The following is a 25,745-nucleotide window of genomic DNA, read 5'->3' as shown; positions in this document are numbered from 1 at the left end:
TTTATTGCTTAAGCCTACCGATAGCAGTGTAAATATTTCCTGTGCTTATACCTGCTTTTTCCAATTAATATCATGTAGAAGCATCTTGTATTTTCTTTTTGTCCGCTCTCGTTTTTGGGTAATAGTTTGCAAAAGTAATCAATTATATTAAGGTAAAAAGATAAAATACTAATCATAGTGATGTTTTCCAGCTTGTATTAAGCAGGAGTTGTAGTAATGTTTCTGGAAATAAGGATTATTCCACTATGGTGTTTTGTAAAATAGATGTATAGGACATTGCTGATCGCTTATTTCTATTGCTGTAGCATGGCGAGAGAATAATTCCTTCTTCGGCTGATTATTTAGTGGCTATTTTCTATAGGGCATCAGGATATTGGTTTTGAGATACAGATTATGCAGCCAATCTTCAAATAAAAAAGAATTTTTCGCTTTTGGGAAAACAAAGCTATATCATTTCCTGTAATTCTTAACCAAATGGTCTTTTATGTGTTCTTCTTTTATTGTAAATCGGATAGGAAAGTCCGAAAATCGCACAAGCCTTGATTTTATTGGTGTTAATAATCATATGAAAAAAATAATGAAAAAAAACAGAAAAAATAATTGACATATAAATTTAAACTACTAAATTAGGTGTTGTGTTAGTAAAAATACTATCGTTAAATTAGTAAAGAGGACTTTATATGTGTGTTGTTTTGTTTCTGCTTGTTGTTTAGGGTTTTTGGTGGCTTTAAGTATTAGGTGAGTGTTTCGATAGTTCGTTGAAGATAATCAGATATAGAAAAAAGTAGCTTGTTTGTGCAGAACAGTAAGTAGAATAGGAGTATGAGAAAGAGATATGAACGATAAGAAGTTGATGTAATGCAGTAAAATCGCTTGGCGGAACGGAAAAGTAGCAAGGCGGAACAAGAAAGTAAGCAGGCGGAACGGAAAAGTAGCAAGGCGGAACGAAAAAGTAGCAAGACGGAACAAGAAAGTAAGCAGGCGGAACGGAAAAGTAGCAAGGCGGAACAAGAAAGTAAGCAGGCGGAACGAAAAAGTAGCAAGGCGGAAAAATTTGAAAAAGAGAGTTTTGAGATTTTAGAGCAGAAAATCAATAAAATAAGCAAGAAGGATAGAGGGAGTTGGAATATGAAATTAGAAAGTGAAAAGTTTTTAATTATATAGTTTAACCCTAAAAAAAAGTAAAATGAGTGCTAGGTATTTTAAATTTCGTCAAGAGGAACTGCCAGTTGCAGGTGATTTAATGTTACAACTAATTAATCGGGATATAAGTGATTTCGAAGCCTTTTCTCCAGAATATAATGGGGAGTATGTAACTGGAGTTCGCAACCAAATCAGCAAAGTACGGGACTTAACCCAATCACCGCTGCTAACTGCCGAAATTGCTAAGATAACGGAGGATTTATACTTGAGTATGGATCAAGTACTTCCCCTACTGAATCGAATTGCTGCTTATGCACAACGCGCCAATAAAAGCTTGAATATAAAGTATGCTGCATTTGGCGTGAAGGAAGCCAAAAAGAATCTTCGAAGCAGAAATGTTGAAGGTTATTGTGCAAAAGTAAAAGTGGTACAGCAAAATATCGCCAATAATCTGGAGGCTTTGAAAGGAAAAGGCTATAAAGAGGAGTTGGGAACCGAATTAGAAACGCTTACCCAAAAAATTTATGATTTAAATCTGGTTCAGGAGGGAAAATTAAGAGAACGCAAGCAATTGGTTATAGATAACAACTCCGAATTTAATGTTTTATGGAGTATGCTCAGCGATATTTCCAAAACAGGAAAATTAGTGATGAGCTACGATAAAACAAAAGCCGATGATTATCGCTTGAATCAGATTATTAAATTGGTACGCAAGCCTGTTGTTGTTGAAAAGATAAAGCCCATTCCGGTATCGGAACCAAGTACGGAAATTCCGACGCCTAGAGCAGAAGTTCCTAATGAAACAAGCGAAGCCATAGGTTAATTGTAATTGTCATGATTGGGGAGGTCTGAAGAAGAAATGAAAATGTTTTTTCTGATGACCTCCTCTTTGTTTTTGCTGAATTTTATAGATTCAGGAAACTAGCGGGTGAGAATGAGGATAAGTGCGAGCCTGGAAATATTATTTGACACACTTTGCGGGATAATGTCAAACAAAAAAAATAAGTGTATCTCTGATTTTGGAGGGATACACTTATTATTTTGTGTTGATTCTGATGAACCGATTGGTCATCCTGATCACTGGATTCACTACTTGCTAAAGGCATAGTTGTATTCTTTATTGTTAGAAATCAAACGTACTTTATAGTCGCCTTCGGGTAATGCTTCTACGTTAAATTTCTTAGAGAATGTAGGTTCAGAAGTATAGCTCTTTGTGAACACTTCGTTACCAAATTCATCGGTAATAGAGATGTTTAAATCTTTGTTATCGAAAGATAAATAGGTGATAAACAAATTGTTTGCATCTGCTCTAAACATGGTTTTCTCTGTGTCTTTTTCTACTTTGGCGGCTACCAATTTGTTATTGACAATCTCAAAGGATTTTTCGATGTTTTCTTCGTTTCCGTTTAAAACAATTTTGTAAACACCATCTTCCAGATAAGAGAAATCGAATAGTTTTTGTGCAGTGGTTGCGCTACTCACTTTTTTAGAGTAATACAAATTACCAGCTTCATCAGTGATATTCATTCTCAAAGGTGCTTGTGTTGGATTGATGATGGAAACAATAGACAAATCGGTATCCAAATAAGAATTGATACGAATGTTACCCGTTGCGAATGCTGCATTTGCCCCTAAGAATAGTATTACTCCCAATACGATTCCTTTTAGATTTAAATTTTTTCTTTTCATTTTGTAAAATTTCAATAATTAAATGTTAATTACATCGGCCTTGTTTTATTGTTTGTAACCGATGTTGTAAATCTAAAGCTAAATCATAGAAATGATCTAAATAAAATCCTTCGAAATTGCAGAAATAACAAAAAAAACAACTTATAACGGTTGCGGAAAGCCCCGAAATTGTTTGCGTTACACAGATTTAATAAAGAATTTTGTCATTATTAAGCTCAAACTGGAAAAATAGCTTTTATGATAACGTTTTCGAAATGTTGCCAAAATGTCCAAAACGTCATTTTTTTGCAACTCCGAATTAAAAATGATTTTTTTTGATCAAAAATAAGACTTGAAAAATTACAGAATTGAACTATTTTTGATCCACATTTTAAATCTCTCCTAAATATTTATCGCAGGAAAGATTCAAATTATCTATCTGTAAAAATATGAGCTATCAAAATTTAATGGATTTCTCTGTCCATCCTTCCGATGTGAATCGTTTCTCTAATAAATGGGAGGGCTTGCAAGCCTATGTTACCGAAAAGGAATTGGATGGGGTGGAGCTATTAATAGGTTATGAAACTCCTTCTGTGGATATTCCCAGGGAGCTTGTGAAATCGGTGCATTTGCCTTTTTGGGTGACCTGGTTGGAGGTTTGGAGAAAGGGAGAAGTGGCTGCAAAGCACTATTTCCCCGGAATGTCGGCAGATCATCTGCAATTTTGCTGCGGTGGGAATAATGCTAAGGAAATGGTGACTAGCCAAAAGCAATTGTGGGAATATGCTGCTTCGTTTCATCCCGCACATGCGGTGGTGCATGCTGCTCATGTGGAGTTGGAACATGCTTTTACCTGGGATTTTACTTATAAAAACACTGAAGTATTAGCTGGTTTGGCTGCTTTATTAAATAGAACGGCAAAAGAATGTAATGATGGGGAGCCTCCCGTGAAGCTGGCGATAGAGAATTTATGGTGGCCGGGACTTGATTTCCTTTATCCTGCCGAATTGGATGATTTTGCAGGGAGATTGGAGTTTTCGAACTGGAATCTGCTTTTGGATACCGGGCACCTCATGAATACCAATCCTGCCTTGCGCTGTGAGGATGAGGCGGTGGATTTTGTTTTGGATCGGGTTTCCAGATTATCAAAGGAGGCACAAGCAAAAATTCAAAGCTTACACCTGAACTGTAGCCTTTCCGGAGTTTATCAGGTAGAACAATTACAAAAAGGACTACCATTGAATTGGTCGGAACTGAATTTTTCTGAAAAATATTCGGCTGCAAGAAATCATGTGCTGAAAATTGATCAGCACTTGCCGTTTCAGACCGAAAGGGTGAAGGAGATTATCGGGGAAATTAATCCGGATTTTGTAGTTCACGAATTTATCACCAAAGGAATAGAGGAATATTCTGCGAAATTAGAGCAGCAATTAAATGTATTAAGGTAGAGGCACTTTTTTATACCTCTACCTTAAATATAGGTATCCTGTTTATTTTGTTAGCGGAGCTATTTTCTTTTCCAGGTATTGTAGATGCATCCCGAATAATCTTTACCGGGTGCTGCTAACTCAAATCCTTCCTCGTAAGTATTGTCATCAACAACCTTTAAGGTGATGCGAGCTCGAAAGCCGGCAGGTACATTTTCAATGGCTTCGGTTTCGAAAACAAATATTCCTTCCTTCGAATGATCTAATACATACTGATTCACATATCCTTCAATATTAAACTGGCGATATACAATTTTTCCCCTGTTTTCATCGAAACTAATCATTCCCCAGTCTTGATGGACTTCCCCTTCGGGATTTTTTTCACTGGCTTCAAACTTGGTTTCATTCTTCACACCAATATACTGTCCGTTCATCTCCATCGTATAGGATTGGGTTCCTATTCCTTTGCCTGCTTTACCCGATGTTTCGCTTTGCCAATTTCCCATAAAGAAGTTTAAAGCTGAAAAGTTATCAGGTAATTTCTGATCTTGTGCCATACCAACAAGAGGAAGAAGGATAAATAGAAGAAGTAATTTTTTCATATTTGTTTTTAGAAGTTTGATGGGAGATGAAGATAGCTGTTTTTGGTGGTTTATTTGCTTTATTTTCCTAAGTCTAGACAATTGACATTGTTTGGGATTCTTCGTAAATTCTGATTTATTTAAATTTAAGTAGGAGGAAGAAAGATGGAAAAAACACTTTATGAGAGATTAGGTGGAAGTGAAGGAATAACAAATATTGCCAATGATGCAGTGGATCTGCATTTAAAGAATACTAAAATAGCTACCCGGTTTGAGAATGCCAAGGCAGATGTTAATAGCTTGAAGAATGGGGCTGCAACGTTTTTTATTGCAGGAACAGGTGGTCCTGCTGTTTATAAGGGGAAAGATATGATGAAAACGCATCAGGGCATGAATATTAGTCACTCCGAATTTTTTTCTGTTATTGATGATGTGATGCAAGCCTTAGATAAAAACAATATCGAACAACGGGAGAAGGAAGAAGTACTTTTCGTATTATATAGTATGAAGGAGGAAATTGTATTTGTATAAGTTGGTGGAATAATAGTTGTTTGAGATTTATCGATAATATTCAAAAAGAACAAATTCAATTTGTTCTTTTTTTTTGCAGTAATAAATTCTTTTCTGCTAATTCTCCGATTATACAAAAAACGGATGTGTTGTACAATCCCCTCAATGCTTTTTCAAATCTTCGTCTTATCTCCGAAATATTCCATAGATTTGCAGCATTAGGGTTTCCCGAATTTTGGGAATTAAAAGGGAATCCGGTGTGATACCGGAGCTGTCCCCGCAGCTGTAAGCCCTCAATGATTTATTTCATTGATTCTGACCTCACTGCCACTATCTAAGTTTTATTTTGGATGGGAAGGCGTCAGATTGGGTAAGCCAGAAGACCTGCCTTGCATATACATTTTCGTAACTTCGGGGTGTCGAGTAACGATTATATAATCCGGAAGGATTGTATCTTCCTATCTTTTCTCCCTGGCCTTTATTTAATTTTGATATGGCTTATCGATTTTTATACCTGATTGTGGGTATTTGCTTTATTGGGCTTTTGGAATCATGTCATCCGAACCAGTCGGGAAGAACTGGAGAACGGAAGGCGGCTTTACAAACAAGCGTTGATTCGGGCTTTTTTTATACTTCGACAGTAAAATATGCCGAAGGCTTTTCCATTAAAATGCGGAATGGTTTTAAGGAGATCATCGTAAATGATCCCTGGAACAAAGGCAAAATTTTCCAAAGCTATTATCTGGTGCCAAAAAGCAGTAAGTTGCCAGATAGTATTCCTGCTGATGTGCAGGTAGTGAGAACTCCTGTAAAAACACTTGCTGCTCTCTCCAATACTCATATTGGTATTCTTAAGTTTTTAGGTGTGGCAGATCGTATTGTCGCTTTGTCCTTATCCGATCATATTTACGATAAAGAACTTTCGAGGAAAGCAGAGGAAGGGAAAATCCAAGGCGTAGGACACGCGCATCAGATTAATTTTGAGAAAATTGTGGAGCTCTCTCCCGAGATTGTGATGCTTGCTGGCTTTATGACCAAGACAAAACAGGAGAAAAAGCTGGTTAGTGCGGGACTTCCTGTAGTGTATAATATAGAATGGATGGAAAGTGATCCACTTGCTCGTGCAGAATGGGCTAAATTTATTGCGGCTTTCTTTAATAAGGAAAAAGAGGCAGATAAATTGTTCAATGATCTGGATCAACGTTATCAAAAAGTAAAAAGTTTGGTACAGAAAATAAAATCGAGTCCATCTGTAGTGTCCGGTTATCAATTTAAAGGTATTTGGTACATGCCGGGGGGAAAAAGTTATCTGGGACAGGTGCTTCGCGATAGTAAAGGGGATTATTGCTGGCTTTCGGATACCACTCGCGGAAGTATTCCATTGAGTTTTGAAGTGGTTTACGAGAAACAGGCCAATGCGGATATTTGGTTTGGACCGGCTCAGTGCGCCTCTTTGGAACAACTGAAAAATATGGATGAGAGATATACCTTATTCAAAGCTTATAAGACCGGTCAGGTTTATTGTTGTACCAAGCGAATGACGGCTTCGGGAGCAAATGATTGGTGGGAGTCTGGTATCATGAAACCAGATACGGTATTAAAGGATATCATCAAGATATTGCATCCGGAAGTTTTGCCGGATTACGAATTGTACTTTTATAAAAAGCTGAACTAAGACTATGTTATTCCGTTTGAAAAAAAATACGAAGATATTGCTCTTTAGCGTACTCTTTTTGTGCATTCTTTTGTTTTTGATTCTAGATCTGATTTGGGGGAGTGTGAGTATTCCTGTTGAAAAGGTATTTGCAATCTTAATGGGGGAAGAGGTGAAAACATCATGGAATTATATCATCCTTAATTTTCGATTGCCCAAAGCGATTACAGCAATATTGGTAGGCGCTGGCTTATCGGTTACCGGATTGTTGATGCAAACCTTATTTCGCAATCCTCTTGCTGGTCCTTATGTTTTGGGTATTAGTTCCGGAGCAAGTCTGGGGGTTGCCTTAATGGTGATGGCATCGGTAATTTTGCCAGGTGTTTTCGGATTGGTTTATGCTTCGTTAGGAAGTTGGGCTTTGGTGGTAGCTGCTATCGTCGGAGCTTCAGTTATCTTCTTTATTGTAGGTATGGCTTCCATTCGAATTTCCGATAGCGTTTCCTTATTGATAATCGGTATCATGTTTGGAAGTATCACAGGTGCAGTGGTAAGCATTCTTCAGTTTTTTAGTACACCAGAGCAATTGCAAAGTTTTATCGTTTGGACATTTGGTAGCCTGAGTGGGGTAACCTGGATAGAGATGAGAGTAATGGCACCCATCGTTGTAGCAGGTATTATAATGGCAGTTCTACTCATAAAATCCTTGGATGCTCTTCTGTTGGGAGAGAATTATGCCAGAGGAGTAGGGATCTCGGTTAATAGAATCCGAATAGGAGTGATTATCTGTACTGCTTTGGTGGCCGGAACACTTACTGCTTTTACTGGCCCTGTTGCTTTTATTGGAGTTGCTGTTCCTCACATTGCCCGATCTATTTTTCGTACCGCAAGTCATAAAGTGTTATTGCCAGCGGTAATATTAATAGGTGCAGTTTTAATGCTTTGTTGTGATATGATTTCCCAACTGCCGGGCAATCAATCTACCTTGCCGATTAATTCGGTAACGGCTTTGTTCGGTGGACCGGTAGTTATCTGGGTGATAATCCGTAGTCGTAATGTAAAAGCTTCATTTTCCTGATTTATTGAATATCCATGGATACTAAAAAATATTTTAAAGATATATTAACCACAAAACAGCTTTCGATCGGATATAAAGAATCGAAGGGACCCGATTTTTGTTTGTTATCGGATATTAATCTCACAATTCGAAGGGGAGAACTGGTGTGTTTGCTGGGGCCCAATGGTTCGGGGAAGTCTACTTTAATGCGGACAATTGCGGGATTACAAGCTCCTTTAGCGGGATATACTTTGGTGGAAGATATTCCTATCAAAGAGAGAAATTTTAAGGAGATAGCCCGCTTGTTGAGCATCGTTTTAACGGAGCGTTTATCGGTTGGTAATTTGTCTGTATATCATATCGTTTCTTTGGGAAGACATCCCTATACTTCCTTTATGGGAAGATTGTCTGATAAGGATGTAGAAATTATCCAATGGGCATTGGAACAGGTTGGCTTAACAGGCTTTGCCGATAAGTTTATCAACCAGTTGAGTGATGGTGAAAGGCAGAGAGTGATGATTGCAAAGGCACTTGCTCAGGATACTCCTTTAATCATGCTGGACGAGCCAACGGCACATTTGGATTTGCCAAATCGGGTAGAGATCATGCGATTACTTCGTCGTCTGGCACAGGAAACAGATAAGGCGATTCTTTTATCTACCCATGAGTTGGATTTGGCGCTTCAGGCAGCCGACAGAATTTGGTTAATGTCTAAAAATGAAGCGATCAGGGTGGGAGTTCCGGAGGACTTGGTGCTATCCGGTAGTATCGAAAAGACTTTCGAGAACAATTCCTTTAATTTCGATCGCAAATCCGGAAACTTTATCATGCATTATCAGAAAAAAGCAGCCATTCAAGTTGTTGGTAATGATGTGATGGGCTTTTGGACCAGTCGTGCACTTTCGCGTGAAGGCTATCAGGTGACTTGTGAAGAAGTTGCCGATTGTAAGATCATTTTAGATGAAGTGAATCGCACATGGAATCTTATTCTGAAGGGAAGACATAAGACTTATACTCAGATGGAAGCGTTGATACTCGATCTTCGTAAGCATGAAACTAGCAAGCTAACACAGAACTAGTCTTTGCTGTTCTATAACCTATAAAATCTGCTTATTTCCTTCTTGAAATTAAGCTTTGATTAATTAAAATTTACATACATTTGCTGCGCAATTGGTTCCATATCTCTTTTTCAAAAGAGTGGATCAAAAGGGAATCCGGTGTGAATCCGGAACTATTCCCGTAGCTGTAAGCTCAATTATTTCTTTTTTACTACTGCCACTGTTTTGTTTCGAAATGGGAAGGCTAAAAAAAGTTGAGTAAGTCAGAAGACCTGCCAATGCAAACCAAAAGTCATTGCTTTCGGGACAAGAGCAAGAAGACAAAAGATGATATTCAAATCTTGAATGGCTAGCCAATTATTTTGAATTCCTTCTTTTATCTGCTCCCTGAATGTAATGCATAAGTTTAATCAATTATTAATGTATTTCATTCATGAAAAAAACTATTGTAACAACTTTTGCATTGCTTTCGATTTTGAATTTCACACTTAAAGCGGAAGAAAATCGAGAAACGGTAACGGATTCAACAGCCGTAAAGCATCTAAATCTATCCGAAGTACAAGTAAATGCTTCACGTGTTAATGCAAAAATGAAAGATCTACCACAAAAGGTAGATGTGATTAGTAGAAGAGTTATTGAAGCATCGCCAGCAGCTGATATGGCAGGTTTATTAAAAGCTTCTTCCTCTGTGGATATCCAGCAATATCCTGGTGTTAATGCAGGTATTGGTATTCGGGGATTTTCAGCTTCTACTTCTAGTAAATATGCTGTGATTTTAATCAACGGAAAGCCAGCAGGAACGAAAAATATTGCCACTATCGACCTTAATAATGTGGAACGTGTAGAAATATTGAAAGGTCCATTTTCTGCTCAGTATGGTTCTGCTGCTATGGGTGGTGTTGTTAATATTGTAACTAAGGAGAGTACTGGAGATATTGCCGGAGCTGTTGACTTGCAATATGGCAGTTTTCAAACCAGTAAGGCGAATATGAATGTGGGAGGTGCACTATCTGATGTATTCGATTTTGATTTCGCTTATTCCTATTATAATCAAGCAAAGGATTATAAAGTGGGAGATCATAACTTCTACGATGAGGATTATGCGAAAACTATTTTAGATGTAAGTACTTATGGGGAACGCATGGAGAATTCTCAATTGCTAAAGCAAAATTTCGATGCCAGATTAGGAATTAAGCTATCGGAAAATTGGAAAATAAATTATAACGCCAGCTATTTTCTTGCTGATGATGTAGAAGCTCCTGGTACATTTTGGCATATCTATGGAATGAACAAAAAAGATTTGGATAAGTTCTCAACAGGAATGGATGTATTGGGGCAAATTGGGAATCATAAATTGACCATTAGTCCATTCTATTCGAAAGAGAATAGTGATTTCTTTAGTAAGGATATGGATGCCAATTACTATCAAAGTAGTGAGAATGTGTTTAAAAACTATGGTTTCTTAATTAACGATGCTATTGCAATTGGAAAACATACTTTCGCGCTAGGAATAGATAATAATACCGAAAAATATGAGAGTACTTTGTGGGGAAATTCCGGAGATGAAGCTGCTCCTTATCTTCCAAACTACAGTCATTCTGCTACAGGAATATTCGGGCAAATACATTTTAAATTATTCAACGATAAATTGAATGCTTCTGTGGGGACTCGTTTTGATCAAATTGCCTTTAAAATTAATGAGAATCAATTCTTAAATGCAAAATCAAAAACTGAAAATTATTCAGTACTAACAGAGAATATTGGATTGAAATATGATTTAGGTTTGGGATTAGCAGCTCATGCTAGTTGGGGAAATGCTTTTTTAGCTCCTGATGCCTATCAGGTTGCTGGTTCTTTTTCAACTATTTATGCTACTACAAAAGGAAATCCTAATCTTGATCCTGAAAAGTCAAATACTTTCGATTTAGGTTTTGCTTATAAGGATTTTAAGAAAGGAATCAATTTTGACCTGACTTATTTCCAAACTCACCATAAGGATAAAATTGTTACCGAAAGTATTGATCCTGATGGAACTCCTTATAATGGAGATGAATACAATACCTATATGAATGCGAATAAGGCAGATATGAATGGTTTGGAAGTAGTTGCCTCCTATGATTTTGGAGCTTTGTCTGATTACGATTATTCTTTGCGTGTTTATTTAAACTATACCCATTTATTTGATGCTACGGTAGAAACCAAATCTGGAAATGAGTATTTGGAATCTCAAATGAAATATGTGAGAGACAATACTGCTTCATTTGGTATTGAATTCGATAACCTGAAAGGTTTTACTACTCGTTTAAATGGTCGTTATATCGGTCATAGATATGAAGATAATTGGATTACAACTTGGGCAAAGACTCCTATTAATTTTAAGGGAGCAGATGTTAGACCTGATCTTTTAAATGAATCAGTTTTGCGTCATCCTGTTTCTTATGTATTTGATTATAGTGCAAACTATACCTTTAAAGAAAAATATAGTGTGGGAATAACAATTTCTAACTTATTGGATGAAAATTACACAGAGAAAGATGGTTACAATATGCCTGGTCGTGCTGTGATCGCAAAAATTGGATATAGATTTTAAGGATATACCATATGTTTTAAAAGGACATTTCTAAAAGGAATGTCCTTTTTTGTATTTGTTATGTATCTCTACCTATTTGTGAGGAAAAATAGCTATAATTGTATGTCGTTGGATTTTTCATTTAAGAACTGAATCTATAATTTAGAAAGTCTCTGTACTTTTATGTATATTGTATTTAAAATTTGAAAATATGCAAGCCAATAAAAACAATTTTAGTGTAAGTTTTTACTATAGTATTCGTTTTGAGAGTTTTTTGAATCTTTTAGCAAAGGCAAAAGACTTGAGTGAAGAGAGTATTCATGAGATACGGGTAGATATTAAGAAGCTACGGTCCTTACTTTTGGTGTTAGAAGAATTAGGTATTGAAGAAGATCCAGTATCTAAATTGTTGAAACAGTTACGCCCTGTTTTTAAGGCATCAGGTAAATTAAGAACGCTTCAGCTTGGCAATCGATTATTAAACGAATTTCCTTTGGATATTCCTTTAGCAATGGAGTCTTTGTTAGAAGTAAAAAAAACTGAAGTATCTGAGGAGGTAAATGCTGTCTACGAAAAATTCAATTTATTAAAATTTGAAAAAAGAGTGAACCGCATTTGTATCAAACTGGAACAATTGCAATTAAATGAACTTGTTGCAAAGCTTGAAGAAATTATTCAAGATCAATTGAAGCTTATTCTTAAAATATGGAACTCTTCCTATGACTTGGAGAATCTTCATCAGTTGAGAAAATACTTTAAAATTGAAAAGACTTTATTGCAATTCTTAATCGAAATAAATGATAATGAGGAGCTTCAAAAGAGTTTGAATCTGGTGAATAAAATTGAGTCAAAATTAGGTTTATGGCACGATTATGAGGTTTTCGATCAACGAATGCTTGATTATAAAAATCAATTTCCAGATGCTGATTATAGAAAATTCTTTAGAGAATTAAAATTTTGGAAAAGAGAAGAGAAGTTAATGCTATTAAATGAAGTTAAAGCATTGATGAAGGAGTTTTCCTAAAACAAAGCAAACTATTTATTTTTTCTAAAAATATTTTTAATTCTTTGATAGATAGATTTTTTCTCTTTTTTACGTTTCTCTCTTCTTAACTTTCTTTTCATTAGTTTATCGTGATTCTTAGCTTTGATTCCAAGAATCTTCTCGAAAAAACTAGAATCCGGTGGAAGATAATGAGGTATATTCAATTGCGATAGTATTTCATTATCAGGTTTCGGAATGGCAGAAAAACTATAATGGGAATAGTGTCTGTCCTGACTTAGTTTTCTCATGAATTTTCCATATATAGGAAGTGCCATGCTGGCTCCCTGTCCAAGACTTAGGGTTCTAAAATGAACTCTCCTATCATCAGCACCAACCCAGGCACCTGCAACCAAATTGGCATTGTATCCAATATACCAGCCATCAGCATGCGATTGTGTTGTTCCTGTTTTTCCCGCTAAGTCCCCTTCTAAATGAAATACATTTCGAAGTGATTTACCGGTTCCATCGTTTACTACTGCTTCCAACATATGATTAATAATATCTGCGTTTTGTGGAGCCATAACATAGCGATCCTTCTCGCGGTTTTCAGACAAATCAGCAATTAAATTGCCTTTACTGTCTGTAATTTTTGATATATAATATGGTTCAACATGAATACCTCTATTTGCAAGGCAGGCATAAACTTGTATCATCTCCAACAGAGAGATATCAGCTGTTCCTAATGCAAGAGAAGGAACTTTTGGTAAATCGCTATCTATGCCCATTTCTTCAGCAAGAACAATAGCATCGCGAATACCAGTTTGCAGTAAAACATCCACAGCAATAGTGTTGACAGATTCAGCAAGGGCTCCTTCCATACTATAACTTCCTTCATATAAGTTGTCCGCATTTCGGGGAGACCAATTGTCGTAGTCCTTATAAACTTTTCTTTCGTTTGGAATATAATCATAAGGAGAAATACCTTCTTCAAGGGCTGCGGAATAAACTATGGGTTTGAATACGGAACCGACTTGTCTTTTCGATCTTACATGATCGTATTTAAAATGTTTAAAATTAATACCGCCAACCCAAGCCTTAATTTTACCACTTCGAGGTTCCATTGCCAGAAATCCAGTATTTAATAACTGCACATAGTACTTAATAGAATCTAAGGGTGATAGGTTTACTTTTTTGTCTCCATTCCAGGAAAAGATTTTCATCGGATGTTTAATGTCAAATTCTTTTTTGATCTCAGCGGCTGTTTTTCCTTTTCTTTTAAGACTTTTATATCGTTCCGATCTTTTCTCTGCATTTTTAATTATTTCAGGACTACCTTCCCAGGGATGACTATTGCTCCAGTGTTTGATAAATAAATTCTGAAGATTTTTCATGTGTTCGCTAACAGATTGTTCAGCGTAAGCTTGCATCCTGGAATCAATGGTTGTTTGAATGTGTAAGCCATCTCTGTAAATATCGTAGTAGGAGCCATCTTCCTTCGGATAGTTTTTTAATATTTTATTAAGCTCAATTCGAATACGTTCTCTTAAATAGGGTGCCAGACCATTATTATTTGATGGTTTTGTATAATTCAGTACTACAGGTAATTGTTTTAATTGGTTTGCCCTCCGATTTGAAATAAAATCATATTTAGCCATTTGGTTTAGCACTACATTTCTTCTTTGCCTTGATTTATCGGGATGAAGTCGCGGATTGTAGTGACTGGGAGCTTTTAGCATGCCAATTAATAAGGCACATTCCTGCGTGTGAAGGGCTGATGCAGGTTTATTGAAAAATTGTCTGGCAGCACTTTCTATGCCAAATACATTTTCTCCAAAGGATACTGTATTCAGATATAATTGTAAAATTTCCTTTTTGGAATATATTTTTTCAAGACGTGATGCTGTAATTGCTTCCTTGATTTTGTTTACAGGCATACTAATAGAACCATAGTTTTTTCTTGGAAACAGATTTTTAGCTAGTTGTTGGCTTAATGTACTTCCTCCTCCGGAACTTCTGTTACCCAGTATAAGCGATTTTACCAATACACGTAGGAGACTTCTCTCATCCACGCCTTGATGTTCGTAAAACCGTACATCTTCTGTGGCAATTAAGGAGTTAATAACATTAGGGGAGATATCCTTAAAGCTAACATTGGTCCTATTTTCAGCATATATTCGTCCTAAAATCATTCCATCTTCAGAATATATTTCAGACGCATTTGCATTCTTAATGGTTTTGAGTGTATTATAATCTGGGAGTTTACCCCATAGACCAATGTAAACACTGCTAAAAAGAAGACCAATAGCAAATATTCCTCCCATTATTAACAGGAGAACAAATCGGATAATATATGCCTTCAAGCTTCGTCTTGTAGTTTTTTTCTTTTTAATGTTTTTTCTCTTAGAAGTCTTGTTTTTAGTGGATGTTGTTTTCTTTTTTGCCATGATATTTTTACTTCTACAGTCTTCTTTATTATAACGAATTAAAGTCTTAAAGATTATAGGATTCTAATGGAAGATTGTTGTATTGTGACTTCAAATTTAAACAATATATTTTATTTTTTTATAGTTTATTGTAACTGTATGATTTGCAAATGCGTAGTAAGTTATTGATGAGTCGTTTGATTTTTAAAGCGAATAAGTTTAAATTGATGATTAGGAAAGTTTGGTATATGTTTTTAAAAAATTGTATCTAGCTTTAATCTTTGTAAAATTAATCATAAGTAGGATTCCCTATATTCCAATATAATAGGATAGAATCAACCTTATTTTTGAATTTTAAAACAATAATTGAATTCTTCTTAGTTGCCTAATATTTCAAAGGAGATTCCTAATAATAAGGATTAGAAATATCTGTTATTTTAATTTATTGAGCGGATAAAAAAGAAATGGTGAGTGCAAATTTTATTAATTATGAATCCACTATTAAAAAAGCAAATAGAGAAGTATTTATCTAGCGGGGAAGAGCAGAGATTGCATGATTTTATACAGGCAATTGATAATGCTTTTAGTAGTTTAGATACAGATTTAATGCAAATGTCAGATGCGTTGGCGGGAGAATCGAAGAAGTTAATCAAGGCGAATGCTGAATTGAAAAGGACTCTTGTTACAAAAACAGAAGAAATTAAAACAACAACTTCGCGATTAGAGTTTGTTGTTGATAATATCTCGGAGATAATCTTTCAAGCAAGCAGAAATGGGGATTGGTTGTATTTGAATCCAACCTGGGAAAAGGTTACTGGTTTCAAAGTGAAAAAAAGTCTGGATTCTAATGTATTTGAATATATGCATCCCGATGATATTGAATTCTGTAAGGTGAAATTGAAGCGATTATTAACCGGGAAGCAAAAATTGTGTAATGAGGAAATACGTTTGGTTACTGTCAAAGGATCTTATGTGTGGTGTAAATTGGTTGCTAAATTGTCCTATAATAAGGATGGGAAAATGACCGGATTAACAGGCTCTATTAAGGATATTTCTAAACGTAAGCTTCTGGAAGAGGAAAAAAATAGAACGGAAGAAAAATACAAATTGATATTTGAAAAATCATCGGTAGTTTATTTAATTATTGAAGGAGCTAAATTTCTGGAATGTAATCAAGCTTGTCTCGATTTATTTGGGGTAAGTAAACGGGAAAATTTTGTAGGAAAATATGTGAAGAATTTTTCCCCGGAATATCAACATGATGGAAATTGTTCGGAAGATAAAGCAAAGGAAATGATACAAATAGCGAAGGAAACAGGTTCCAATACTTTCGATTGGGTTCATATAAAAGAGAATGGCGAAGAATTTCCTGTTGAAGTTTCGTTAAATTCGATTCCTATGGTGGAGGGTAATCTTTTATTTGTTGTGCTTCACGATTTATCCGAACGAAAAAGGGTTGAACATGAATTGATTAGGGCTAGAGAAAGAGCAGAAGAAGCAACTCGGGCGAAAGCTCAATTTTTATCAACTATGTCGCACGAGATACGGACTCCGATGAATGCTGTTATTGGAGTAACTCATTTGTTGGCGGATGATAATCCAAGAGAGGATCAACTAAATAATATTAATATATTAAAATTGTCTGCTGATAATTTAATGAGTTTGATTAATGATATTCTTGATTTTAGTAAAATTGAAGCAGGTAGAATTAGTTTAGAAGAAATTGATTTTAATTTTAGGAATTTGGTGAATAATATTGCTGCTGGTTTCGAATCAAAGTCTAAAGAAAAAGGTCTTGATTTTATTGTGAATATCGATCCGAAAATACCTCCATATTTAATGGGTGACCCTACCAGAATTTCGCAGGTTCTTAATAATTTGTGTAGTAATGCACTTAAGTTTACAGAAAGAGGTTTTGTTAAGATAAAAGTTAGTATGCAACCTTCAAAAGGTGATTTAGTACAGCTTCAGTTTGATATTTCGGACACAGGAATTGGAATTCCTCTTGAAAAACAAGAGGCGGTTTTTGATTCTTTTTCGCAGGCAGATTCTAATACCACCCGATTGTATGGTGGAACAGGTTTAGGATTAACGATCACTCAGAAATTGGTAAAAATTATGCATGGTAATATTAGTGTGTATAGCGAAGAAGATAAAGGAACTACTTTTTGTGTGAGTTTAAGTTTTCCGGTAAGTCTGAAATCAAAACCTAAAGTGAATTTTACTTCGGATCATTTTACTGAAATCAATAAAATTAAAGGATTACATGTACTAGTAGCTGAAGATAATCCAATGAATGTTCTTATTTTAAAACAATTTCTGAAGAAATGGGATATAACTTGTGAGGTAGCTGAAAATGGAAAATTAGCCTACGACAAAGTACAATCTGGTGATTTTGATATGGTACTCATGGATCTGCAGATGCCAGTGATGGATGGATATAATGCTGCCAGAAATATTCGAAGCCTTGGAGAGGATAAATTTAAAGTAATGCCTATAATCGCTGTAACAGCTTCTGCATTTAGTGAAATTCGCAAAAAGGTTGTAGATGCAGGAATGACAGATTTTGTAACCAAACCAATTAATCCAGAGGATTTGTATGTTAAGTTACAGAAGTATGCTTCTTAAAACGCTGAATGTATATCATTGTCTTGATGAAATGCCTTCCACTCTTCAAGTTGGAGCAATGGACAATAATCAGAATTTGGCTTTAATTTTAGAAAGGGATAGATTATATTACTTAAATAAAGTCCTTGTGGGTATGCTAGTTTCATGGTTTTGGGTGATGATTTTTCTTCTAATTGATGTTGGAAAGTGGCCAAACTTAAATTTCTACTTCCAATTTCGATAAATTGTTGCATCAGAATTCTAATCATCCCTTTTAAAAAACGGTTAGCAGTAATTTCAAAACGGAACATATCTTTTTTTGAATTGCTGTAGAATTGGGCTTTACTCACTTCGCAAAAGGTATGATTATGTCGGTCGGGAGTCTTGCAATAGGCTCTAAAATCTTTTTTTCCAATTAATAAATTAGCTGCTTCCTGCATTTTAGTTCCATCTAAAAAAACAGAATATAAAGCACTAATCTCATTTAAAAATGGATTTTTTTTGGTGTGAATAAAGTAATTATAGGTTCGGGCAGTAGCGTGGTATTGGGCATGATTATTTTCCTGCATTTCTAAAATTTCATAAACTGCAATATCTCGGGGAAGCATCCTGTTAATGGGAAAAAATAACTTGGATTCAATAATTTTTTTTGTATTGATATGAAAATAATATTGCGATGCATGTACGCCTGAGTCCGTACGACCACAACCAATGCAATGTACATCTTCCTTTAAAAACTGCGATAATATTTTTTCGATACATTCCTGTACACTATGGGCATTTAATTGTCTTTGCCAGCCTTGGTAGTTGGTGCCTTTATAGCCAATATGAAAAAAATAGCGCAAAATAATTCGAATTAGAAGTTAGAGTAATATATACCGGATTTTCTGTTTGTAAAGGTAAAAAATCAATTGAGTAATTTTTTTTACTAAAAAGCAAAGTCAAGTTTGTCTGAATTGATTTTAAATTATGCTCCGTTTATTAGAGATCAGGTAGAATGATATATCTTAAAACTCATTTTTAAACAATAACAAATACCTTTTGGCTTTGAATTGTTGGGAGTTGGAAATTTTTAATTTCTTTAGGTTAAATTCCTCGAGGCTTGCCTCGTAATTTAGTATTTTGTGACTCGATGTCATAAAATACTAAAACGTTTAAAAAATATTCTAAAATGCCTCGTGGGTTTGCCCCGAGGATTATTTACTATTAAGGAGTTTTTTATTTCGACAATTGGATTGCGAGGAACAATAAAAAAAGCAGCTTCATTGCTGAAACTGCTTTTAATATGCAAAAGGGGTTAATAGTCCCGCTAAATGAAAGATAGACTAAAGGGCACCCTCGTCATAGGCTTGTTCGCCATGAAGAGAGGCATCCAAACCTTTATCTTCGTCTTCCATTTTAACTTTAACGGGAGTAATATAATTGATAATGGTTAACATGAGATAAGTAAAGACAAATGCATAAGCAGCACTTATTATTACCGCAACAATTTCTTTAAAGAAGAAAGCTCCATCGCCTTCTAACAATCCTGATTGACCATTGATAGCTGAAGATGCAAAAACACCCAATAAGATGGTTCCAAAAACACCACCCATACCGTGTACTCCCCAAACATCAAGGGCATCATCCCAACCCCATTTGTTCTTTAATTGTACTGCAAGGTAACAAAGAAAACCAGCAAGAATACCAATTACCATTGCAGCCCACAAAGGCACAAAACCAGCAGCAGGAGTAATGGTTGCAAGACCGGCAACAGCACCAGTTAGTAAACCAACAAATTTTGGTTTTCCTTCGCGTGACCATTCAATAATTAACCAGGTGATAGCAGCAAAAGAAGCTGCAACGTCGGTATTTAAGAATGCAAGAGTGGTGATGTGATTTACATCTAGCTCACTACCGGCATTAAAACCATACCATCCAAACCATAAAAGACCTGTTCCGATTGCAACCAATGGAATACTATTTGGAGGACTTTGTCTGTCGCGACGTTTACCAACATAAAATACCGAAGCAAGAGCTGCAAAACCTGCAGTAGCATGTACAACAACACCACCTGCAAAGTCAAGAACACCCCATTCCTGAAGGATTCCACCTCCCCAAACCATATGAACAAATGGGTAATACACGAATAATTGCCATACTACTAAGAAAAAGAGGTAAGCTTTAAAAGTTACCCGGTTTACAAATGCACCGGTAATCAAGGCGGGTGTAATAATAGCAAACATCATCTGGTAAGCGATAAAGATGAAATTTGGATATTTACCACCTGCGCCTGCAAAATTGGTTTCAAATCCCACTCCATGTAAAAATGCAAAGTCAAGGTTTCCAATAATGCCGCCTTCACCGCCGCTAAAACATAGTGAATATCCAATGGTTACCCACATGATTGTGGTGATACCGAGTGATACAAAGGTTTGCATCATAACGCCTAAAATATTGCGTTTTCCTGCAAGACCACCGTAGAAAAATGCCAGTCCTGGTGTCATTAACATCACCAAACTGGTACATAAGATCATAAAAGTTGTTGCTCCTGAATCTAACATGAGTTTTATTGTTTAAGTGTTATTTATAAAGAAAACCCGAAGACAAAAAAGATTTTTTTATCTACTGGATTTGTAATTATTGAAGCTGAAACTGGCAAAGAAAATTTGTCATTAATCTCTACATTCTTAGTGAGGGTACAACCAAGATTCACGATGCCTGCTTTACTGCCATAGTATCCACTTTCTCCATTGAAACCGCTATTAGGGTTGGCAGTCTTAGGATCTGTAAGATTAAAACCGATGAAAGTGTTAAAATCAACATCATTCGACATGCTATGGCTATAGGAAATTTCTGCGTAAGTAGAATATTGAATGCCAGTTTTTTGATTAATATTAGATGAACCTTCACTAATAGAGGCCGCATCGGCACCCCAAAAGTTAACGGCTAGTAAGAATCCGAATGGGATTTTTTCGTTACCATTAAAACCAATAGTTCCTTCCAACACATGACCAGTTTTATTGTGATTGAATTCAAAATAATCGTAATTGGCTCCTTCAATTGGAAAATAATAGTCGGTAAGGGTAATGCTCATTAAATCTTTTAAAAAAGTGTAGCCCAAATAAAGATCAAATTCTTGTGCATTATTGGTTCCGCCTAATGAGTAAGCTCCCCAAGCACCAAGTTCCAATCCATTCCAACTAAGATTTACACTTGGTTGAAGACTAGGACTGTTACCACCAAATTGGCTTCCACGCCAAATATAACGGCTCATGACATCTGCACTGAAATCAAGTTTTGGATTTTCCTTTTGACCGAAGGAGTAGCTGTTGATACCTACAAAAAGCAATAACAACAGGAATGCGCCTGATCGTTTCATTCTAAAAATAGTGTTTGTTAATTAGTGTTAATTTTCAATCAACAAACATAGGAGAGAAGAGTATTTGGTGAAATAGAGAATTTCCCCTAAAAAATACTACGCAAAATAGAAGTGTACTAGGAGAAATACCTAGTTAGTGTATCGAAAACCACAATAGAAAGTGCGATTTGCGCTTGCAGCTAATTAATGAGATTATAGGATGCCAAATAATTGAGGATGGAAATATAGTAGGGCAAATGAGCTTTTTTAGAATTCGATAATATGATTTTTAATGGCATATTTCACCAATTCGGCGGTGGTATTAAGTTTAAGTTTCCCCATAATATTGTTCTTGTGGCAATCTACTGTGCGAACACTAATATGGAGCTTATCTGCAACTTCTTTGTTCATATAACCATCGGCAACCAATTTAAGCACTTCTGTTTCTCTTTTGGTTAAATCGCCATGTTTTTCGTCTTGCTTGTTGTCGCGCATTAAGCTGCGCATGATAATATTACTGATGACTGGGTTGAAATACTCGTTTCCTTTGCTTACTTCGTAGATGGCTTCGCTTAATTCTTCGCCAGCAATATCCTTAGGGAGATATGCCTTAGCACCTGCTTCCATAGCACTCAGGATAAAGTCTTTGTTGTTGTGCATGGATAAGATAATGGTTTTAAGACAGGGAGCTTGCTTGGACAAATGTTGTGTTAATTCTATGCCATTCATTCCCGGCATACTAATATCGGTTATAATAATGTGTGCATGGAGCTGTTCGAGTTGAGAAAGCAGATCATCTGCATTACCAAATTCTCCTACAATATTAATATCATCATGTTTCAGCAATAGAGATTTTAATCCATCGCGAAAGAGTTTATGATCGTCAACCAATACAACATTTATACTATTCATAACGGCATCTTTTTAATGGTATTTTACACACAATATTTAATCCATGAGGATTATTCCTTTTAAAGCTAACCTTCCCACCTAATACAGAAATCCTATCCTTAATATTTGATAAACCATTTCCTGTTTTAGAACGATTTTCTTTTGGAATTCCTTTTCCATCATCGCTTATTTCAAAATATAAGCATTTATTTTTCATCCTTAAACTAAGCTGTATATTTTTAGCATTTGCATGTTTTATAATATTATTGATTGCCTCCTGCGCAATACGATACAGATAAGTTTCTGCCTTTTTATTGATCTTTATGGAGTCATCAATTTGTAAACTGGTTCGAATGGCACTATTTTCTTCAATTTGAAGCAGCAAACTGTTTAGTGCTTTAATCAGACCAAATTCTCTTAGAACTGCTGGCATTAAATCGTTGGACATGCTTCGAATTTCGTGCATTAAATCAGAAAACATTTCCTTCGATTCGCCTAGAACTTTAGCAGCATCTTCGGGAGCTGTATTTTCCAATCGCATTTTAATTGCCAATATCGTTTGAGCCAATCCATCGTGTAGTTCGCGAGCTAAACGACTGCGTTCTATCTCCTGACCGTCTATCATGGAAGAGATACTTTTATCTCTGGCAATTTGCAGATTATCTTGTTGCTCCTTAATCTTTTTAGTCATTTGATTGAAGGCAGCAATTAACTCCATTAACTCACCATCTGCTTTGATGTCGCTCATTTGTTCGTAAACGCCCGAGGCAATTTTTTCTGTTGCTGTTAGTAATTTGCGGATAGGTGCCGTAATGGTATTGGCAATAAGGGCAACAACTCCTAATAAGAGTAAACTGAGGATAATTAAGATGTAGAACATGCTATTTCCATAATTGCGGATGGGAATCATTGCTTCACGCTGATCAATCTCGGCAAGAATGGCCCAGTTTAAATTACTCACCTCAATTTTACTGAAAGAACTCAGTACTTTAATTCCACGATAATCCCTGAATATAGCAGTGCCAATACTATCCTGAAAGGCATAACGAACTCCTTGTGTATAAGATTTTACGGTATAGTTTGAGTTTTCTTTAAATCGGCTTTTGCTTCGTAAAAAGTAATCTTCGCCAACCAAATAGGCTTCCCCTGATTTACCCAATCCATTTAATGGATTTCGGTCGAGCATAATGGAATTCAATTGTTCTGTGTTGATACTAAAAGCAATCAGAACTTTGTGTTTTGCTTGGGTAATTACTTCGCAAAGTAGGATTTCTGCCTGATTTTTTTGCTTCGGATTTATTAATTCGTGAATGCTTATTTTTTTGTTGTGAAGCTCGATTAAATCTTTGAATAAATTTTGATGATCGATTCGCAGATTCCTGGAATCCCAGGTTCCATTTTCAGGATTAATTTCGAATCCAAAAGAAACGGTATCCGATTCATAAATATAGATTCGATTGAAATTTCTTTTACTCGCGATTAAGGAAGCAAATACACCGGAGAATAGTTTGTGGTCGATGAGTTTTTGCGAAAAACCAGTCTCAGCGGATTGATTGGAATTAATGTTGGAAAATTCCGCCTCGCTTATGGCTTGTATTTCGTGAATTCGCTGCTGAAAAAAGTCTTCGATGCGTTTCTTTTTTTCGATACGAACCGAGGTAAGCTGGTCGAAGGTGCGTGAAATTAATGCATCTTTTGCTTGTGTGTACGCGAAAACTCCTACCACAAGAATGGAGACGAGATTGAGTACAACAAAATATATCAAGAGCTTTTTGGCTAAAGATTTACGCATAATCTTAATCTGAAAGTTCGTATTTGTTGCGAGCAAAGATATTATTTATCTGAAAAGGAGTAGGGGTAAGGTGGTTGAATTTTTTTTGGAAAACATGGCATTGGTATTAATATTTATTTGAAAAATACGATTCAAAAGGTGATTTGAGATTGTTAAAACAGTTCATCCATTGATGTTAGAAAATATGCCAAGTGAAAAATTGTATTCAAAATTGTGGAGGAAACCTGTATGTTTTAATTCGTAATACAAGTATTTTAATAAGAATGTTCATATCGTTTGCAGCTTAACTCACATTGCCTTCTATGATTGATCATCGGGTAAATGACTCCTTCCATCGGCTTTTTGGGTCGATCATCGGGTAAATGACCCCTTCTATCGGCTTTTTAAGTCGATCATCGGGCAAATGACCCCTCCTGTCGGGTAAATGATCAATCATCGCAAGGGTTTCAGGCGGTATGCTCTTTTTCTTATTTTGATAAAATCGGACTCGGTGAGGATGATTTTGATTTGGTGCAATCTTATATTCTAAAAAGAAAAACCGAACGAATTCTGCTGAATACAATGTGATTCAGTAGGAGTTCGTTCGGTTTATTATTTACTATTAGCTTTATTTAGCTATAAATGATAGGACTTATTTCCAGCCACCACCCAATGCCAGATATAAATCAACCACAGCATTCAACTGTTTAAATTTGGAATCAATAGCATTAATTTCTGAGTTTAGTGCATTGCCACGTGCTGTTAAAACTTCGAGGTAAGTTGTGTTTTGGTAGCCATTATTCAATAGTTCTTCTGAATAACTTACTGCTTCTTTCAGTGCCTGAAGTTCTCGTTGTCTGATGTCGTAGCGTTCCTGTTCGGTCTGATAGATGTACAATGCATCCGATACTTCTTTTTCAGCTGTTAATAGCGCTTTCTTAAAATTGTATTTGGCTTGCATCTGCTGTGCCTTCGCTACTTCATATTGAGTTCGGATACTCCTCTTATTGAATAGCGGTTGTGCTAAATTGCCAATAAAATTGCTGAATAGGGAAGCTGAATTAAACCAGTTATCGAACTGAACACTTTCAAATCCTGCATTAGCACTAATACTTACCGAAGGATAAAAATTACTTCGGGCAACATTGGTTAATTCAAAGGCATTTCTCAAACCATATTCAGCTACCATCACATCCGGACGATTTCGTACCAATTGCATTGGAAAACCTGTATTTAAATCCACATCAATTTTCTGATCGTTTAAACTATTGCGAGCAATGTTACCGGAATCTTTTCCCAGTAATAAAGAAATAGTATTTTCCAGAAGCACCACATTTTGCTTTAAATCTAAAAGTAAAATCTGGGTGCTGTATAGTTGAGCTTCTGTTTGCTTTACAGCTGCTTCGGTAACCTGTCCGGCTTCTTTCAAGCTCTTCATGGTTTCCAAGCTCTCCTTGCGGGTTGTTACCGTTTGTGTGGCTACTTTAACCTGAGCATCGAGTGCGATTAGCTGAAAATAGGCCGATGCCATATTTGCAACCAGCGAACTCTCTACAGCTCGGCGAGCTGCCTGACTTTGCAAATAACCAGCTTGCGAGGCTCTCTTGCTACTGCGTATTTTTCCCCAAATATCTGCTTCCCATGAGATATTACCGTTTAACTGATAGTTTTCATAGTTGGGGCCATTACCTCCTGATGATATACCAGTAAGACTATTGTCGGATAAATTATATTTTCCTCCGTTTGCACTGATATTTAGCGTAGGCAGGTAACCCATTTTTCCTTGCTTGTAATAAGCTTCGGCTGCATTTACACGTTCCACCGCTATTTTAAGATCCAGATTGTTCTGCAAAGCTTCTCCAATCAGTTCCTTTAATTTGGGATCGGTGAATATTTGTTCCCAGGGCATATTTGCCAGGCTGGTAGAATCGCTAGTGGATACATTTCTGTATTGATCCTGAATTTCTAATTCGGGTTGCTGGTATTTTTTGGCAACAAAACAGGATTGTAGACTGAATGCTGTTAGAACCAGACTAAGTATTATATATTTTTTCTTCATCT

Annotated in this window: 19 protein-coding genes and 2 riboswitches; of the genes, 10 read left to right on the top strand and 9 right to left on the bottom strand. The window is 36.0% G+C overall.

The window, feature by feature from the left end:
* Nucleotides 1–873 precede the first annotated feature (873 nt).
* Entirely contained in the window at nt 874–1,164 is a 291-nt protein-coding gene (locus DLK05_RS04960) for a hypothetical protein (protein WP_127342905.1), read from the top strand.
* 22 nt (nt 1,165–1,186) lie between these two features.
* The gene (locus DLK05_RS04955) at nt 1,187–1,966 is read left to right on the top strand and encodes a hypothetical protein (RefSeq protein ID WP_127342904.1); all 780 of its coding nucleotides are present in this window, start codon (nt 1,187–1,189) and stop codon (nt 1,964–1,966) included.
* A gap of 266 nt (nt 1,967–2,232) precedes the next feature.
* Here the strand turns inward: DLK05_RS04955 and DLK05_RS04950 are convergent, their stop codons facing one another.
* Nucleotides 2,233–2,832 carry a T9SS type A sorting domain-containing protein gene (locus DLK05_RS04950; RefSeq protein WP_127342903.1) on the bottom strand — a complete coding sequence of 200 codons (600 nt, stop codon included), beginning with the start codon at nt 2,830–2,832 and terminating at the stop codon, nt 2,233–2,235.
* 428 nt (nt 2,833–3,260) lie between these two features.
* Here DLK05_RS04950 and DLK05_RS04945 point away from each other — a divergent pair, with 428 nt between their 5' ends.
* Complete coding sequence (locus tag DLK05_RS04945; RefSeq protein ID WP_127342902.1) at nt 3,261–4,259, top strand: TIM barrel protein; 999 nt, start codon at nt 3,261–3,263, stop codon at nt 4,257–4,259.
* Nucleotides 4,260–4,318: 59 nt separating this feature from the next.
* On the opposite strand, the gene DLK05_RS04940 is transcribed toward DLK05_RS04945, so the two are convergent.
* Nucleotides 4,319–4,840, bottom strand: coding sequence for a hypothetical protein (locus tag DLK05_RS04940; RefSeq protein ID WP_127342901.1), 522 nt, complete (start codon nt 4,838–4,840; stop codon nt 4,319–4,321).
* 144 nt (nt 4,841–4,984) lie between these two features.
* Here DLK05_RS04940 and DLK05_RS04935 point away from each other — a divergent pair, with 144 nt between their 5' ends.
* The 6 genes from DLK05_RS04935 (at nt 4,985) to DLK05_RS04910 (ending at nt 12,691) form a co-directional block, all read left to right on the top strand.
* Nucleotides 4,985–5,350, top strand: a complete 366-nt coding sequence (locus DLK05_RS04935) for a group I truncated hemoglobin (protein WP_127342900.1) — start codon at nt 4,985–4,987, stop codon at nt 5,348–5,350.
* 183 nt (nt 5,351–5,533) lie between these two features.
* Nucleotides 5,534–5,735, top strand: a riboswitch (cobalamin riboswitch).
* Nucleotides 5,736–5,822: 87 nt separating this feature from the next.
* Nucleotides 5,823–7,004, top strand: a complete 1,182-nt coding sequence (locus DLK05_RS04930) for an ABC transporter substrate-binding protein (protein WP_127342899.1) — start codon at nt 5,823–5,825, stop codon at nt 7,002–7,004.
* 16 nt (nt 7,005–7,020) lie between these two features.
* A complete protein-coding gene (locus DLK05_RS04925; RefSeq protein ID WP_235831954.1) occupies nt 7,021–8,061 on the top strand; it encodes an iron chelate uptake ABC transporter family permease subunit in 1,041 nt (346 codons plus the stop codon).
* Between the two features lie 14 nt (nt 8,062–8,075).
* Nucleotides 8,076–9,119 (top strand): ABC transporter ATP-binding protein, encoded by a 1,044-nt coding sequence (locus DLK05_RS04920; RefSeq protein WP_127342897.1) that lies wholly within the window; start codon nt 8,076–8,078, stop codon nt 9,117–9,119.
* Between the two features lie 74 nt (nt 9,120–9,193).
* Nucleotides 9,194–9,392: riboswitch (cobalamin riboswitch) on the top strand.
* Nucleotides 9,393–9,531: 139 nt separating this feature from the next.
* A complete protein-coding gene (locus tag DLK05_RS04915) occupies nt 9,532–11,688 on the top strand; it encodes a TonB-dependent receptor (RefSeq protein ID WP_127342896.1) in 2,157 nt (718 codons plus the stop codon).
* 190 nt (nt 11,689–11,878) lie between these two features.
* Nucleotides 11,879–12,691: a CHAD domain-containing protein gene (locus DLK05_RS04910; protein WP_127342895.1), complete on the top strand. Its 813-nt coding sequence runs from the start codon at nt 11,879–11,881 to the stop codon at nt 12,689–12,691.
* A gap of 11 nt (nt 12,692–12,702) precedes the next feature.
* Here DLK05_RS04910 and DLK05_RS04905 read toward each other — a convergent pair whose 3' ends face one another.
* The gene (locus tag DLK05_RS04905; RefSeq protein WP_127342894.1) at nt 12,703–15,096 is read right to left on the bottom strand and encodes a penicillin-binding protein 1A; all 2,394 of its coding nucleotides are present in this window, start codon (nt 15,094–15,096) and stop codon (nt 12,703–12,705) included.
* Between the two features lie 468 nt (nt 15,097–15,564).
* On the opposite strand from DLK05_RS04905, the gene DLK05_RS04900 reads away from it, so the two are divergent.
* Nucleotides 15,565–17,703, top strand: coding sequence for a PAS domain S-box protein (locus DLK05_RS04900; RefSeq protein WP_127342893.1), 2,139 nt, complete (start codon nt 15,565–15,567; stop codon nt 17,701–17,703).
* On the opposite strand, the gene truA is transcribed toward DLK05_RS04900, so the two are convergent.
* The 6 genes from truA to DLK05_RS04870 all read right to left on the bottom strand — a co-directional run bounded on the left by truA (nt 17,700) and on the right by DLK05_RS04870 (nt 25,743).
* A complete protein-coding gene (gene truA, locus DLK05_RS04895; RefSeq protein ID WP_209319716.1) occupies nt 17,700–18,527 on the bottom strand; it encodes a tRNA pseudouridine(38-40) synthase TruA in 828 nt (275 codons plus the stop codon). The genes DLK05_RS04900 and truA overlap by 4 nt on opposite strands.
* 480 nt (nt 18,528–19,007) lie before the next feature.
* Nucleotides 19,008–20,225, bottom strand: a complete 1,218-nt coding sequence (locus DLK05_RS04890; RefSeq protein WP_127342891.1) for an ammonium transporter — start codon at nt 20,223–20,225, stop codon at nt 19,008–19,010.
* A gap of 23 nt (nt 20,226–20,248) precedes the next feature.
* The gene (locus tag DLK05_RS04885; RefSeq protein WP_127342890.1) at nt 20,249–21,043 is read right to left on the bottom strand and encodes a TorF family putative porin; all 795 of its coding nucleotides are present in this window, start codon (nt 21,041–21,043) and stop codon (nt 20,249–20,251) included.
* A 246-nt stretch (nt 21,044–21,289) separates the two neighbouring features.
* Complete coding sequence (locus DLK05_RS04880; RefSeq protein ID WP_127342889.1) at nt 21,290–21,934, bottom strand: response regulator transcription factor; 645 nt, start codon at nt 21,932–21,934, stop codon at nt 21,290–21,292.
* On the bottom strand, nt 21,927–23,705 hold the full coding sequence (locus tag DLK05_RS04875; protein ID WP_127342888.1) for a sensor histidine kinase: 1,779 nt from the start codon (nt 23,703–23,705) through the stop codon (nt 21,927–21,929). The genes DLK05_RS04880 and DLK05_RS04875 overlap by 8 nt, the downstream gene beginning before the upstream one ends.
* A 631-nt stretch (nt 23,706–24,336) precedes the next feature.
* Nucleotides 24,337–25,743 (bottom strand): efflux transporter outer membrane subunit, encoded by a 1,407-nt coding sequence (locus DLK05_RS04870; protein WP_127342887.1) that lies wholly within the window; start codon nt 25,741–25,743, stop codon nt 24,337–24,339.
* Nucleotides 25,744–25,745 lie beyond the last annotated feature (2 nt).

Origin of the sequence: Ancylomarina longa (assembly GCF_003996985.1) — a bacterium.
GTDB classification, from domain to species: domain Bacteria; phylum Bacteroidota; class Bacteroidia; order Bacteroidales; family Marinifilaceae; genus Ancylomarina_A; species Ancylomarina_A longa.
This window is presented reverse-complemented; position numbering and strand designations above follow the sequence as displayed.